This window comes from Halorubrum lacusprofundi ATCC 49239 (genome assembly GCF_000022205.1).
Lineage (GTDB): Archaea > Halobacteriota > Halobacteria > Halobacteriales > Haloferacaceae > Halorubrum > Halorubrum lacusprofundi.
This window is the reverse complement of record NC_012029.1, coordinates 1,613,358-1,626,265: the sequence shown is the minus strand read 5'-3', so window position 1 is coordinate 1,626,265 and position 12,908 is coordinate 1,613,358. Positions and strand designations below refer to the sequence as shown.

The window sequence follows — 12,908 nt, the reverse complement described above, 5'->3', positions numbered from 1 at the left end:
GGCTGACCCCGGTCAGCCCGCGGCCGTTGCCTGTGATGCTGGCACTCCAACCCCGTTCGCTTTGATCTTCCACCGGCGGCGTAACTCCTCTTCCAGCTCATGACGAATCCAGTCACAGAACGTCTTGAACGTGAACTCCTCGGGCAGGTCGCGCCCGCCCCGCCGTGGGCGGGCGACGACCGCCCACCGTAGCACCAGCCACAGGTTCTCCAGCAATGCCGCGACCAACATGATGGCAAACCGCACGACGGGATCACGCGTCGTCGTGATCCCGCGTGCTTGCCGAAGTAAGCGATAGGTCGTTTCGATGCCTGAACGCTTCCTGTAGCGGTGTTCGACCTGCTTCGCTGAGCGATCAGTAACGCCACACGCCACGTAGCCACGAACGACCTCGCCGTGCTTGCCTCGATCTCCGTTCTGGTAGGAGACAGCGACCGCGAGCGGGAAGCGCAGTTCCCGCTCGCTGTCCTTGTACATGCGATAGGTCGTCATGTACGACTTGTGAGTTTCGAGTTTGTCCTTCATGCGCTCGCCCTTCTTGGGCACGTGAACGACCGTTGGGGCGATATCACGAGCGCGGCGGATGACGCGCTCGTTGTAGAATCCGCTGTCGGCAAGCAAGAGATCGATCTCGAAGGGATAGTTTTCGACGCGGGCGAGCACGCGCTCGACCGCGTCAGCCTCATCTTCGTCACTGCGGACGTAAGTCATCGCCAGCGTCACCGGCTTCCCGTTCGAGACGACGTACGCCGTGCAGTAGCGGTGGCAGGTCGTAGTCCCGTCCTTAGGAGCCATCGAACAGAGTTCGCCTTTCTCAGCATGGTGCTCGCCGTGGTAGGGATTGTCGATGAAGTCGATGGAGACGGTTCTCGACCGGTCAGGGTCGAAAATCGTCATGGCGAGCCGTGCGAGCAGAAGGTTGGCAACGACCTCAAGCCACTGACGGTTGAGTGTGTGGAGCCACCTCAAGACAGTGTCGTCACACGGCGTTCCCTCGGTATCGTTGCAGGTGTCCCAAATCGAGTTCTGGTTAGTGCAGGCTAGGATGACGACGAGCCAGATGTCGCCGGGGTCGAGGGGGCTCCCCTCGACACCCGGCAACGGGAGTGGCGTAATGACCTCTTCCGCTACGTCTTTGACATCCGACGCCGAAAGGTACTCGTCTGGATCAGGTATGGTGAACACATCCAGATCCAGACACTTTCTTGTGGTTAATTTAGCGATTCAATTCAGCTGATTACGCTGCTTGGGAAGTACCGATCATGGGTACCACACGTACGCCGCGAGCAAAGTCGTTGGGGCGTCCTTCGTCAGGCGCCAGCGCCAGAGTGCCGAAGCGGTGGAGCGCCGGAGCGAGCCCCGAACCGGAACCACTACGGCGGCCGGTCGCCACCCCTCGCGCATGGAACTCGGCGTCATCGGACTCGGCCGGATGGGGCAGATCGTGGTGAATCGCTCGCTCGACGCGGGCCATGACGTGGTCGCGTTCGACCTCTCGGCGGAGGCGACGGCGACCGCAGCGGAGGCGGGTGCGACCGCCGCGGACTCGGTCGCGGACCTCTGCGATCGGCTGGACGACAGCGACGAAGACGGCAAGCGCATCTGGCTCATGGTGCCCGCCGGCGAGCCGGTCGACGCCACGCTCGCGGATCTGGAGCCCCACCTCGACGCCGACGACGTGGTCGTCGACGGCGGGAACTCGAAGTTTCAGGAGTCGGTCCGGCGCGCCGAGGAGACGGACGCCGCCTACCTCGACTGCGGCACGTCGGGCGGTCCCGCCAGCGCCGAGGAGGGCTTCTCGCTCATGATCGGCGGCCCTGAGTGGGCCTACGAGGCGCTCGTACCGATCTTCGACGCGGTGGCGACCGGGCCGGCCGGCCACGACCGCATGGGTGAGTCGGGGTCGGGCCACTACGTGAAGATGGTCCACAACGGCGTCGAGTACGCGCTGATGCAGGCGTACGGCGAGGGGTTCGAGCTGCTCACCGAGGGGCGCTACGACCTCGATATGGAGTCGGTCGCGCGCACGTGGAACAACGGTGCCGTGATCCGGTCGTGGCTCCTCGAACTGTGCGAGGAGGCGTTCCACGAGGAAGGGTCGGATCTGGGCGACGTCGCCGACCACGTCGCCGGCGGGTCCACCGGGACGTGGACGGTTCGGGAGGCGCTCGAACAGGAGGTCCCGGTCCCGATCATCTATCAGGCGCTCGCGGAGCGGTTCGACTCCCGGAACGAGGGGCGCTTCTCGCGGCGGCTCGCGAACCGGCTACGGTACGGATTCGGGCGCCACGAGGTCGCGCGGCGCTCGGACGAGGAGTGAGACCGGGCGGCGAGGCGAACTGTCGCAGGTGAGAGCGCATTTTCGGAGTGAGGTCGACGGTCACCATCTCGCGTGATTACCACGACCGATCACCTCCGAGAAACACTTATGCGTGTCCATGACAGATATTACCATGCACAGTATGTTCGAGCGATTCTCCAGCGGCTACTACCTAGGGGAACTGTACGTGGAACCCCACGGCGGCGAGCGGGCCGTCATCCAGCGGGTCGACCACGAGCACGTCAACGAGCAGCTATACGCTGACGGCGAGGGAGTTGAGCGACTCGACGCCCCTCTCGTGATGAAGGTTGGCGGCGGCCACATCCCGGTCAGCGGCGATGATGACGTGCCGAGCGGGACGCTCGCGATTCCCCACGAAATCGCGGACGACACCCTCCCGGACCGGCGGAACGTGCTGTTGGCGGACGCAGATCGTGCCGAGACCCTGTTGCGGTGGGAGGGCTGGGAGCCGTTCGCGAACGCTTGACATCCTCCCCGCGCTGAAGCGCGAGGATTCCCACGGCACTGCACCGCTGAGTTGGGATATTGTGGTTTACGACGTTACCTGTTCTTGCGGTGCGAACGCACCAGTTTCCTTGTCAAACAACAACGTCGATGGCTGTGCCAACCAGCCGTTACTCCTATTCACCGAGAGATTCGGTGAACTCGGAGATACTTTCTGCCGAATGTTCTCAGCGCCGTTCACATCTGCGTTCGCCACTGTGCCGCACTCATCGCAGACATACAGCCCGCGTTCAACACGGTTGGCTTCATGCTTCCGGCCACAGCACGAACACGACTTCGAGGTATCCCGCTCAGACACTTGCTCGAACGTGATGCCTTCCATCTCGGCTTTGTATTCGAGGAGGCCGGTGAACCGGTCGAACGCCCACGAGTGCAAATCAAGATTACCGTGCTTGCCCCAGTTCTTTGACTCGCCGTTCTCCTCATCCTCACGGATGCCGGAGAGATCGCCCACCACGATAGTTCCAATTTCCTCGTCAACACACCGCTGGACGATATGCTTGGAGAGGGTGTGGAAGTAGTGGGTTCGGCGGGCCGACTTCTTCTGGTTCAGCCGGGTGGCCTGCTCGGAGTCCGAGTTGTCACACCGAGCAATCAGCTTGCTGAAGTAGTAGTCGTCCTGTTTCAAGCAGTTAAGCGGGTACAGCTCGCTGTGACCGTCTTCGTAGGCGAGTGCGGCGAAGTTGTTGATACCGAGATCAACACCCACCGTCTTCTCACCGGGGGCTTCATCCACGTCTATTTCGACCTTACAGACGAAGTGTAGTTCCCACTCGTCACCCGTCCATACAATCTTGACTTGTTGGACGTTCTCCACGGTGGAGAGGTCAACATCGGGGCGAGTTTGGTACTTGCACAGTACGAAGTCCGACCAATACTCTTTCAGGTTCGATCCTTTTGAGAGTCGAACTCGGTCGTACTGAGTGTCGAGTTTGAAGCCTTTCTGCTTGAAGGTGACTGTTGAGCGCGGGTGCTCGTCGCCGTGTTTGCGGTAGCCGGGCGGGTTCGCTTTCGTATCTCCGTTTTGTCGGTTGCCGTACCAGCCGTTGAACGCTTCAGCGAGTTCTTGAAGGACTCGCTGACTTGACTGAGAATGCAGGTCATCATAGCGTTCGTGGTTTTTGAGGTACGTGGTGAGTTCGTTGTGGGTGGGAATGTGATCGATTTTATCCCAGATCCGACTGCACGTCCACCGTCCGACGTTCCAGAGTTTTGAGGCGGCGAACCCGAGCGAATCAAGGTCGTCTTGCACCCGAGACTGGTTCCGTATGGAAGCAGTGTAGGTGCGGGTAACGACCTGTTTCGCCATACGTAACCTATGTAGACAAAATTACTTGAAGGTGTGTATTGGCGCAGCGTGGAATATCCAGTCGTGCCATCGAATGGTGGACTGTGGAGGGTAATGTCGGATTCATCCCCGCGCTAAAGCGCGAGGCTTTCTCCTCGATTCTCCGTAATACTCGGGTGTTGACTTGGGTATGTTCGGAGTCGACGTTCTTGACGATCGCTTATACGCGGCTGCTAACTCGGCGAACACCTCCAAAGCCTCAGCCGATCGCTTATAAGCGGTTGCCGACGGATCGACGGTGAACACCTCCAAAGCCCCAGTCGCCGGCGGCTTCGCCGCCGGCTGCCAGAGGCGCTTCGCGCCTCGCTGCCGTGAGGAGCGCGCACGCTCGCTGTGCTCCTCGTCACTCGCGTTGCTCGTTCCTTCGGTGCTTGCGTCGTCATCAGAACGCGAAGCGTTCTGATTGGCTCACGAGAGCTCTGCTCTCGTGAACGCCTCCGCGCTCCTCACGGCTGCCCCTTTGAGTCCCACCCGACCGCAATGCACCGCACCTCACGCCTCCCCAGCCTCGTCGGCCACTCTCCGCTTCGCTTCGAGTGGCCGACTCCCTCGCACGCGCTCCTCGCGGCCGCCAAGGGCGGCCGCTCGCAGGCGCGCGCCACCGCTCGTCATTTATAAGCGATAGCGCTCACGCCGCCGCCGTAGACGCACCTTTTAGGTCGCCGGGGGTCGCGGATTCGGTATGATCGACAGGCTGCTCGGACGCGCCGGGCTGAAAGAGCGGATCGAGGAGTTGGAAGAGGAGAAACGCCACCTCGAACGCCGCGCCGAGGCCGAAGAGCAGCGCCGGTCCGACGCGGTCGCCGACCGCCAGCGCGCCGAGGAGCGCGTCAACGAACTCGAACACCGGATCGAGTCGCTGGAGGAGCGCCTCGACCGCACCGAAGGCGCGGAGGAATCGGTCGAGTTTCGGCGCGTCAGCGATCTTCACGATCCACGACTGGCCGATGCACTCGGGCGTTTCCGCGCCGTCGAGAGCGACGACCCCGAAGGGCTTCTCACCGCCTTCGTTCCGGACGACGACGCGGTACCGTCGAGCGTCGCGGAGTGGTTCGGCGACCGAACCCGTCTCGTCCGACGAGCCGCTCCCGCAGTCGTCATCGCCGACGACACCGGCGCCGTGAGCGCGGCGCTAACGCCCCCGATCGAGCCGGCACCGTTCGACCGGTGGAGCGACCGGTTCCGACTCGACGAGTCGTGGTTCCGCCCGACCGGACGATTCGCCTTCGCGCTCGTCCGGTCGGACACCTTCGCGCTCGGTGTTTACGAGGGCGACGAGCGGGTCGCGTTCGAGGGGTTCACCTCCGACGTGAAGGAGGCGCACTCGAAGGGCGGCTTCTCGCAGGGCCGGTTCGAGCGCCGCCGCGAGGGACAGATCGACGAGCACCTGAAGAAGGCGACCGCAGCGCTGGCGGATCTCGACGCCAATGCCCCGATCGATCGGACGATCGTCGTCGGTGAGCGAAGCGTGCTGGGCGAGGTCAGAGAGCACGCCGACATCACCGATGTCTCCGACGCGACCGGGAAGCCGCGAAACGCGCTCGACGACGCGTTCCATGACTTCTGGATGACGCGGATCCGCGCGATCTGAGGCGGCCGTCCTGCTTCTGTCCTCAACGCGCCGACTCGTCTCGTCAGCTGGCAATTCGTGTCAACAAACTCACTAACAGCCCTTAATCCGCCGCGCACACTACGACACGCATGACACGGGCGGAATCGTCCCCGGGCGTTCGAGCCGTCGTCGCGCTCCTGATCGTCGCGTTGGCGGCCACCCTGATCGCACCGGTTGCGGTCGGCGCGGAGCACGTGGACCACGTCGACAGCGCGGTCGTCGACGGCGAGACGAACCCCGCCGTCGAGTCGTTCTCGGGGCACTCTCAGGGCGATCCGGGGCCGGCGGCACAGACCGCCGGAGACGACGCCGACGTGATCCGGCTGCGAAACGAACTGGCCCAGACCGACGAGCGCGGGACGGTCGGCGTTACGACCCGGGCGGAGATCCCCGACCGCGTCACGGAGCTCGAAGTGACGCTGCTCAGTGCCGCCGACGGTGACGCCGACATCGAGGCCGACGGGTTCGTTCCGGCCGACGACGCCGGGCCCGACGAATCGGTCTGGGAGTGGGACGGCGATACCGCCGACCCCTCGCTTACCTACGCCATCGACGCGAACGACACGATTGAGGAAGAGGGACCGCTTGCGGCCGACGGCGCCTACCGCTTCGTCGACGCGGGCGAGTGGGCGCTCGTCAGAACCCCCCGCGTCGGCGCCGCGTGGTCGTACACCGGGCAGTACGAGGGGGCAGGTCCGGCTCGACCGTGAGACGGTCGCCGCGGGCGAGGGCGTCGCCTCGCAGTCGATGGCGTTCCTCGGGCCACACGAGGAGCACGTTCGAGAGGCCGCAGGCCAACAGTACCGGCTGATCGTCCCCGATGCAGCGGATCCGGTCGCCTCGCCCGACGAGGTGTTCGGTGCCTTCGAGAACGCGTCGACCGCGCTGCAGGTCGGCGCCCGCGACGAAACGGTGGTCGCGTTCGTCGCCCCCACGGGTGAAGTGTCGTGGGCCGTTCGCGGGCTCCAGACCGGCGACGCGGACCTGTGGGTTCGGGACGGGGAACCCGCCGGCACGGCCGCGGACGTCTGGACCCACGAGTACGTACACACCCGGCAGGCGTACCGCACCGAGGCGAGCGGCCAGTGGATCACGGAGGCGAGCGCGACCCACTACGCCGCGCTGTTCGCGCTCGACCGCGGCGCTGCCGACTTCGACGCGTTCGAGCGCACGCTGGCTCGCGGCGAGCGCGAGCCCGACGCCTCGGCGGTGCTTTCCAACCCGACCACGTGGGACGGACACGCCGACTACACGAAGGGTGCGCTCGTCGCCGGCGAGATCGACCGCCGGCTCCGGGCCGCGACCGACGGTGCCGCGTCGCTCGCGACGGTCCTCCGCGAGTTGAACGAGGCCGACGAACCGGTCACCAACGACCGTCTCCTCGACACGGTCGAGGCGGCGGCCGCCGAGGGCGCCGACGACGCGACCGCGGCCGAGATCCGCGACGAAGCCGAGCGCCTCACGACGACGCGGGCGACCACTGAGACGTGGGATCGGGACACCCACGCGGCAGCGTTCGGCGAGACTCCCGCACAGGTGGGGTACGGACTCGCAGACGACGGAGTCAGAGCGACCGGCGAGTACCGGAACCGGACCGTCGCCCGCGACCCCGTCGAGCTTGTCGTCGGCGAGTCGCTCGAAGCGGCGGTCGTCGCGTCCAACACGGGCGGCGCGACCGGGAGCTACGACCTGTCGCTCTCGGTCGACGGCGAGCCGGTCGCGAACCGGTCCGGGGCGCTCGACGCCGGCGCCGAGACGATCGAGCGCTTCGAGCACCGCTTCGGATCCACGGGGGAGTACGAGGTCCGGATCGGCAGCGAGCGCCTGACTGTCACCGTCTCCGAGCCCGCGCGGCCGCTCGTCCGGGGGGTCTCGACCGACCGCGACCGCGTGCCCGCCGGCGAGTCGGTCGTCGCGACCGCGACCGTCGGCAACGACGCGAGCGTTCCCGCGGGCGGGGAGATCGAGTTCCGAGTCGGCAGTGGGACGGTCGCGACCGTACCGGTGCGGCTGGACGCCGGCACGGAGACGACGATCGAACGCGAGGTCACGTTTGACGGCGGCGCGGGACCGCTCGGCGTCGGCAGATCCAAGAATGTGACCGTACGCGTCGTCGGCCCCGTCGACGAGGCGTCGACGACGGTGGCCGTCGAAAGCGAGAGGCCGCTCTCGGCCGACGGCGCGCCCGGGTTCGGTCCTGCGGTCGCCCTCGTCTCGGTAATCGTCGCCAGTGCGGCGCTCGCGCGTCGCGGTCGGCGGGGGACGTAACTGGGTGAGAGAGGGAATTTAAAAGGGGGCGTCCGGGCCTTCGTCGGCGTCTGGGGTCGGGTCCGTTCCGCCGTCGGCTCCGTCTGCCGCTGTCGGGACCAACGCGCCCACGTCACGCTCCCACGCCTCGATGCCGCCGCGGAGGCTGTCGACGCGCACATTTTGGGTCCCTGCGTAGCTTCCGATGAGCTGGGCCGCCTGCCGGCTGGCGACCCCGTGGGGGCAGACGGTGACGATCCGAGCGGCGCCCTCCAGTTCCGCGATACGGGTCGTCAGCTCCGGGAAGGGAATGCACTCGCTGTCGGGAATGTGCCCGCGGTCGAACGCGCGGCGATCGCGGATGTCGACGATCCGGAGGTCGGTGTCGTCTGCGTCGACGGTCTCGGTCTCCTCGTCGTCGAGCAGCGCCGCCAGCTCGTCGGGGTCGATCTCGCCGTCCATCAGGGGAGCGGGCAGAGGCTGGCGGTGATGACGGCGCGCTCGTCGGTGTCGTTCCGAGCGCCGTGGACGGTTCCGCGCTCGTTCAACACGACCGCGGGCGCCGCGAGCGACTCCTCGTTGTCCCCGCGAATGAGGGTCGGCTCGCCTTCGAGGACGTGGAAAACGTTGGTGGCGTCGCCGTGCTCGTGCGGCTCGACGGTTGCGCCCGGCCCGAGCGCGAACGCCTTGACGAGCACGTCGTCGGTGACGGCCAGTTCCGCCGTCTCGACCTCCCCGGCGTCGGGTGCGAGCCCGTCGACGGCGTCCGCGTATCGATCGATCGTCATACCCTGTCGTCGCCGGCGTCGATATAAAAGTCGTTTGGCGGACTACTCCCGCGCGCCCGGGGGAAGCGGGTCGGCGTGGTCGGCGATCGCCTTGGCGACCCGGTGCGGCTCCTCGTGGACGACCCAGTGGGTCGCCGTGTCGAGGATGAGGAGTCGGCCGTCAGCGCAGCGGTCGACGCTCTCGCCGGCCAGTCGCGTGGAAAGGAAGCGGTCCTTCGCGCCCCAGATCACGAGCGTCGGGACCTCGACCGTCTCCGTCGCCGGCGTCGGACGGTCGCGGACGATCGCCCGGTACCAGTTCACCATCGCCTCGAACGCGCCCTCGCGGTTCCACGCGCGACGGTAGCGTCTGAAGTCTTCGCCGCTGAACGTCCCCGGATCGCTCGACTCCCGAAGCCCCCGCACGGCGAGGCGCCAGTTCCCGGCGCTAGCGACCGCCTCGGGGAGCTTCGGGAGCTGGAACGCGAGCACGTACCAGCTCTTGAGCCGCTGGTCCCACGAAGTCCGGAGCGCGCGCTCGAAGACGGTCGGATGCGGCACGTTGACCGCGACGAACTCCGAGACGCGGTCGGCGTGGTGAAGCGCGAGCCACCACCCCACCGCCGCGCCCCAGTCGTGGCCGGCCACGGCGGCGGTCTCGCGGTCGTACGCGTCGATCAGGCCGACCACGTCTCGCGCCAGCGCGTCGATACGGTAGTCGCTCACTGCGGACGGTTTCTCGGAGAGGTTGTAGCCACGCTGGTCGGGGACGACGACGCGGTAGCCCGCGTTGGCAAGTGACACGATCGTCTCGTGCCAGCCGTACCAGAACTCCGGGAAGCCGTGGAGCAACACCAGCAGCTTCCCGTCTTCGGGTCCGGCCTCGACGACGTGGAGCCGGACGTCGCCGACATCGACCACCCGCGATTTCCCCGGCACCTCCTCGGGAATCTCGTCCGGTGGCACGGTCTCGTCGAGCGCCTCGACCCCGAGGAATCGGGCGCCGGCCGGCTCTTCTCCGCGGCTCGTCTCGCTCGACGCGTCGCTCATACGTCCCTATCGGTCCGCGAGCGCCAAATAGCTACGTTCCGTCGAGAGCGTCCGTGCGTTCGGCGTCGTCTCCTGAACCGAAATCCTCAAGCCGCTGGCAGACCGCTGTCAGGTATACTAGTGATTCTGACGGTCGACCCGACGAGCCGGGGAGTCCTCGCTGGCACCTTGACTCGAGGGACGTTTGCGCTCCGTTCCCTCCGGGACCGGGATCCGGCTCGATCGGTCGGCCCGACTCGCGATTCGGCGGCGTCAGAACCTGCTCTCGCATAATATGGTATCGGACACGTCGACCTCGGACACAGCGGTATCGAACCCAACGTCGTCGGATTCAACCGATTCAGATTCAACCGATTCAGATTCAACCGGTTCGGATTCGACGGACTCGACCTCAACATCGGACGGAGCGGTATCAAACGTCCTCCTCGTCACGATCGATTCGCTCCGGGCGGACGCGATCGGTCCCTACGACAACGATCGATATTCCCCGGTGCTCTCGGATCTCGCCGCCGACGGAACCGTCTTCGATCGGTCGTTCGCGACCGGCAACTGGACGCCCTTCTCGTTCCCCTCGATCCTCGCCTCCGAGCCCGTCTTCGCCCGAAACGGCGACATCGGTGTGACGGGCGCTCGCACGCTCGCGTCGGTGCTCTCCGAGGCCGGAATCGCGACCGGCGGCTTCAACGCCGCCAACGGCTTCCTCACCTCTCACTGGGGGTATCCCGAGGGGTTCGACGAGTTCGAGCCGTTCGTCACGAGCGTGGGATCGAGCCGGTACAGTCGGTACCTCGCGGCCCACCCGACGGTCGAGGCGTGGATCCAACTCGCCACGTCGCCGTTCCGCCGTCTCGGCTCCAAGCTCCGGGGCGAGAGCGACGATCGTCCCTTCCTCGACGCCTCGCGGATGTTCGACGTCGAGGACTCCGCGACCGAGTTTGTCGACGACACCGACGAGCCGTTCTTCCTGTGGGTCCACTACATGGACACCCACACCCCGTACGTCCCCGCCCCGCGGTACATCCGCGAGGTCTCCGACGGGCTGATCGGCACCCACCGGATGCTCCACGCCCACACGCGCACGAGCCTCGGCTGGGAGGTCGGCGAGCGGACCCTCGGCGACCTCCGAACCCTCTACCAGGCCACGGTGCGACAGGTCGACGCCAGCGTCGGGCGCCTGCTCGACACGCTTGAGGCGGCCGGGATCGCCGACGAGACCGCGATCGTCGTCGCCGGCGACCACGGCGAGGAGTTCCAGGAACACGGCCACCTCGCGCACTACCCGAAGCTGTACGACGAGCTGATCCACGTGCCGCTCATCGTGAACGTCCCCGGCGAGGACGGCGGTCGCCGCGTGTCCGAACACGTCGGGCTCGACGCGATTCCGCCGACCGTCGCCGACCTGCTCGACGTCGAATCGCCGCCGGAGTGGCGCGGCGAATCCCTCGAACCGGCGGTCAGTGGCGGCGAGTCGCCGGATCAGGAGCCCGTCGTCTCGGTCACCGTTCGGGGAGAGGAGGTGACCGAACAGCCGATCCCGCGATCGCTTTCCGACGGCGACCTCCTCGTGAGCGTCCGCGACGCCGAGTGGACGTACATCGAGAACGCGGACACGGCGGAGACGGAGCTGTACCACCGACCCTCGGACCCGACTCAGCAGGAGGATCTGTCGGCGGACCCGTCCGACGAGGCGCTCGCGGTCGTCGAGCGGTTCGCGCCGATCGTCGCGGACCACGTCGCCGAACTTCGCGACAGACAGACGGACGCGGAGGCGGCCGACGACGGCGAGGACGAGGAGGTCGACGAGCACCTCGAGGCCCGCCTCGAAGCGCTCGGCTATCGGTGATGATCCGGTCGGCCCTCCGCAACCTCGTTAGCGGACCGTTCGCCGTCCAGATGCGCCGGTTCGTCATCGTCGGCGCGTTCACCGCGGGGATACAGATGAGTCTGTTGTGGCTGTTCGTCGATATGGCCGGGGTGAACTACCTGCTCGGTGCGACGATCGCGATCGAGATCACGATCGTCCTCTCGTACGTGCTCAACAACGCGTGGACGTTCCAAGCGAGTCAGAACACCGGCACGACCGAGTACCTCCGCGGCCTACTCAAGACCAACTTGGTCCGCGGGACGGCGATCCCGATCCAGCTCGGCGTCCTCTACGCGCTCGTGGAGTGGGGAGAGATCATGTACCTCGTCGCCAACGCGATAGCCATCTTCCTCAGCGGGCTCTACCGCTTCGTCCTCGACCGACAGTGGACGTGGGGATGACCCGTCGGGGGCCGCCATGACGCGTCGAGCTATTTAAAAGGGAGTCGCGGCTCGATGCGGGCGACGAGGTCCCTAACCGTCTCCTGTTTGTAGTAGCCGACCACCGACGCGAGGACGATGAGGAGGATGATCGCGAGTCCGGAGAGGAACCGTCCGTCGGCGATCCTGCCGCCGGCGTAGACCGTGAACACGTACGCCGGCAGTCGACCGACGCTGATCACGGCGATGAAGGTGGGGAGCTTCCACTTCGTGAGTCCACTTAAAAAGCAGATCGCGTCGTCGGGGAGGCCGGGGATGATAACGAACGCGAACAATCCCGGAACGCCGACGGTGTCGACGAATTCGTCGAAGCGGGTGACCACGTCCTCGTGGAGGATGTCTTCGACGAACGACCGGCCGTACCGCTTCGCGAGCGAGAACGCGATCGCGCTCCCGATGAGGACGCCCGTGATACTGTAGACGGTGCCCCAGAACGGACCGAAGAGGTAGCCCGCAACGAGCGCGACGACCTGTCCGGGGATCGGCGCGACGATGACCTGAAGCGCCTGAATGGCGATGAACACGAGCGGAGCGAGGACGCCGAACTGCTGGAGCCACAGCCGCAAGGCCTCGGTGTCCGTGATGAAACTCGCGTACTCGCGGACGAAGAGGTAGAGGGCGACGAACGCGAGCCCGACGGCGACGACGGCGAGGATCCCCCGCCGCCGATCCGACGCCGAGGCGAAGAGTTGCATTCGTGTTACACCCGGCCAGCGGTGGACTTGAAGCTTGTCA

General features: G+C 66.1%; 12 protein-coding genes and 1 pseudogene. 7 read left to right on the top strand and 6 right to left on the bottom strand.

From position 1 onward, the window contains the following. Positions 1-12 precede the first annotated feature (12 nt). Positions 13-1,185: an ISH3-like element ISHla8 family transposase gene (locus tag HLAC_RS07975; protein WP_012659234.1), complete on the bottom strand. Its 1,173-nt coding sequence runs from the start codon at positions 1,183-1,185 to the stop codon at positions 13-15. Positions 1,186-1,402: 217 nt separating this feature from the next. On the opposite strand from HLAC_RS07975, the gene HLAC_RS07970 reads away from it, so the two are divergent. Then, positions 1,403-2,320 (top strand): decarboxylating 6-phosphogluconate dehydrogenase, encoded by a 918-nt coding sequence (locus HLAC_RS07970; protein ID WP_015910330.1) that lies wholly within the window; start codon positions 1,403-1,405, stop codon positions 2,318-2,320. Positions 2,321-2,462: 142 nt separating this feature from the next. Then, the gene (locus tag HLAC_RS07965) at positions 2,463-2,807 is read left to right on the top strand and encodes a DUF5802 family protein (RefSeq protein WP_049933703.1); all 345 of its coding nucleotides are present in this window, start codon (positions 2,463-2,465) and stop codon (positions 2,805-2,807) included. A 66-nt stretch (positions 2,808-2,873) separates the two neighbouring features. On the opposite strand, the gene HLAC_RS07960 is transcribed toward HLAC_RS07965, so the two are convergent. Further along, positions 2,874-4,154 carry an RNA-guided endonuclease InsQ/TnpB family protein gene (locus HLAC_RS07960; protein ID WP_015910328.1) on the bottom strand — a complete coding sequence of 427 codons (1,281 nt, stop codon included), beginning with the start codon at positions 4,152-4,154 and terminating at the stop codon, positions 2,874-2,876. Positions 4,155-4,875: 721 nt separating this feature from the next. On the opposite strand from HLAC_RS07960, the gene HLAC_RS07955 reads away from it, so the two are divergent. The 3 genes from HLAC_RS07955 (at position 4,876) to HLAC_RS07950 (ending at position 8,073) form a co-directional block, all read left to right on the top strand. Further along, positions 4,876-5,784: a Vms1/Ankzf1 family peptidyl-tRNA hydrolase gene (locus tag HLAC_RS07955; RefSeq protein WP_015910327.1), complete on the top strand. Its 909-nt coding sequence runs from the start codon at positions 4,876-4,878 to the stop codon at positions 5,782-5,784. 110 nt (positions 5,785-5,894) lie between these two features. Continuing rightward, entirely contained in the window at positions 5,895-6,515 is a 621-nt protein-coding gene (locus tag HLAC_RS19535) for a hypothetical protein (protein WP_241211130.1), read from the top strand. 37 nt (positions 6,516-6,552) lie between these two features. Next, positions 6,553-8,073, top strand: a complete 1,521-nt coding sequence (locus HLAC_RS07950) for a hypothetical protein (RefSeq protein WP_241211129.1) — start codon at positions 6,553-6,555, stop codon at positions 8,071-8,073. A gap of 18 nt (positions 8,074-8,091) precedes the next feature. On the opposite strand, the gene HLAC_RS07945 is transcribed toward HLAC_RS07950, so the two are convergent. From HLAC_RS07945 to HLAC_RS07935, 3 genes and pseudogenes are all read right to left on the bottom strand, one after another. Beyond that, positions 8,092-8,514 carry a rhodanese-like domain-containing protein gene (locus HLAC_RS07945; protein ID WP_015910326.1) on the bottom strand — a complete coding sequence of 141 codons (423 nt, stop codon included), beginning with the start codon at positions 8,512-8,514 and terminating at the stop codon, positions 8,092-8,094. Positions 8,515-8,600: 86 nt separating this feature from the next. Beyond that, positions 8,601-8,840, bottom strand: a pseudogene (locus HLAC_RS07940) (cupin domain-containing protein); the annotation flags it as partial. A gap of 42 nt (positions 8,841-8,882) precedes the next feature. Further along, complete coding sequence (locus HLAC_RS07935; protein WP_015910324.1) at positions 8,883-9,869, bottom strand: alpha/beta fold hydrolase; 987 nt, start codon at positions 9,867-9,869, stop codon at positions 8,883-8,885. Positions 9,870-10,143: 274 nt separating this feature from the next. Here HLAC_RS07935 and HLAC_RS07930 point away from each other — a divergent pair, with 274 nt between their 5' ends. Further along, a complete protein-coding gene (locus HLAC_RS07930) occupies positions 10,144-11,712 on the top strand; it encodes a sulfatase (protein WP_015910323.1) in 1,569 nt (522 codons plus the stop codon). Then, positions 11,712-12,134, top strand: a complete 423-nt coding sequence (locus tag HLAC_RS07925) for a GtrA family protein (protein WP_015910322.1) — start codon at positions 11,712-11,714, stop codon at positions 12,132-12,134. Before HLAC_RS07930 ends, HLAC_RS07925 begins: the two co-directional genes overlap by 1 nt. A 29-nt stretch (positions 12,135-12,163) precedes the next feature. Here HLAC_RS07925 and HLAC_RS07920 read toward each other — a convergent pair whose 3' ends face one another. Further along, on the bottom strand, positions 12,164-12,868 hold the full coding sequence (locus tag HLAC_RS07920) for a TVP38/TMEM64 family protein (protein WP_015910321.1): 705 nt from the start codon (positions 12,866-12,868) through the stop codon (positions 12,164-12,166). Positions 12,869-12,908 lie beyond the last annotated feature (40 nt).

What these genes read in the sequence shown, in the direction of transcription:
- HLAC_RS19535 (WP_241211130.1), top strand. Translation starts at nt 5,895, where the DNA reads ATGACACGGGCGGAATCGTCCCCGGGCGTTCGAGCCGTCGTCGCGCTC.
- HLAC_RS07920 (WP_015910321.1), bottom strand. Translation starts at nt 12,868, where the DNA reads ATGCAACTCTTCGCCTCGGCGTCGGATCGGCGGCGGGGGATCCTCGCC.
- HLAC_RS07935 (WP_015910324.1), bottom strand. Translation starts at nt 9,869, where the DNA reads ATGAGCGACGCGTCGAGCGAGACGAGCCGCGGAGAAGAGCCGGCCGGC.
- HLAC_RS07960 (WP_015910328.1), bottom strand. Translation starts at nt 4,154, where the DNA reads ATGGCGAAACAGGTCGTTACCCGCACCTACACTGCTTCCATACGGAAC.
- HLAC_RS07950 (WP_241211129.1), top strand. Translation starts at nt 6,553, where the DNA reads ATGGCGTTCCTCGGGCCACACGAGGAGCACGTTCGAGAGGCCGCAGGC.
- HLAC_RS07930 (WP_015910323.1), top strand. Translation starts at nt 10,144, where the DNA reads ATGGTATCGGACACGTCGACCTCGGACACAGCGGTATCGAACCCAACG.
- HLAC_RS07925 (WP_015910322.1), top strand. Translation starts at nt 11,712, where the DNA reads ATGATCCGGTCGGCCCTCCGCAACCTCGTTAGCGGACCGTTCGCCGTC.
- HLAC_RS07970 (WP_015910330.1), top strand. Translation starts at nt 1,403, where the DNA reads ATGGAACTCGGCGTCATCGGACTCGGCCGGATGGGGCAGATCGTGGTG.
- HLAC_RS07945 (WP_015910326.1), bottom strand. Translation starts at nt 8,514, where the DNA reads ATGGACGGCGAGATCGACCCCGACGAGCTGGCGGCGCTGCTCGACGAC.
- HLAC_RS07965 (WP_049933703.1), top strand. Translation starts at nt 2,463, where the DNA reads ATGTTCGAGCGATTCTCCAGCGGCTACTACCTAGGGGAACTGTACGTG.
- HLAC_RS07955 (WP_015910327.1), top strand. Translation starts at nt 4,876, where the DNA reads ATGATCGACAGGCTGCTCGGACGCGCCGGGCTGAAAGAGCGGATCGAG.